This is a genomic window from Psychrobacter sp. 1Y4 (assembly GCF_051847555.1).
In genome coordinates this window covers 1-563 of the sequence record NZ_JBPYDE010000947.1, presented here as the reverse complement: position 1 = coordinate 563, position 563 = coordinate 1, and the positions used below count along the sequence as shown (strand labels likewise).

Sequence of the window (563 nt, the reverse complement as noted above, 5' to 3'; positions counted from 1 at the left end):
GCTAAAACATTTAGTTTGAATATAAGAGTAACGGCTATCGTAACACGACGGTAGCCGTTTTTTTGTTGCTATAATTCATCAACAAAGCTCATACGGTTTTTTGTTACTATTAGCCTTTAGAATAAGCCAATCACTGAGCATTCATTTCATAATAAATATAAAAGGATATACCATGGAGTTGTTTGACGAGCCGACAATTAAAACACCAGAGCAAAAACAAGCCATTTTAGACAACGTCCGTCTGCCAGAAGATTGGAAGGCGGCATTAGCAGATGAGTTAACGTCCGAAAATATGGACAATCTACGCGCATTTTTAAAAGAAGCTTATCAGTCAGGGGATAGCATTTATCCACCCGCGCCACTGATGTTCAATGCACTTAATCTCACGCCTTTATCGCAAGTTAAAGTGGTGATTTTAGGTCAGGACCCTTATCATGGGCCAGGGCAGGCCATGGGATTGTCATTCTCTGTTCCTAAAGCGATTCCTAAGCCACCGTCATTGAACAACTTGCTCAAGGAGATGGCAGATGACATCGGTATCGCACCCTCAAAGCATGGTGACT

At 41.7% G+C, this 563-nt stretch carries 1 protein-coding gene; it reads left to right on the top strand.

The window, feature by feature from the left end; all coding sequences use genetic code 11:
• Positions 1-172: 172 nt before the first annotated feature.
• On the top strand, positions 173-563 hold a 391-nt coding region (locus ACS8FC_RS19775; RefSeq protein WP_459112991.1), incomplete at its 3' end, for a uracil-DNA glycosylase.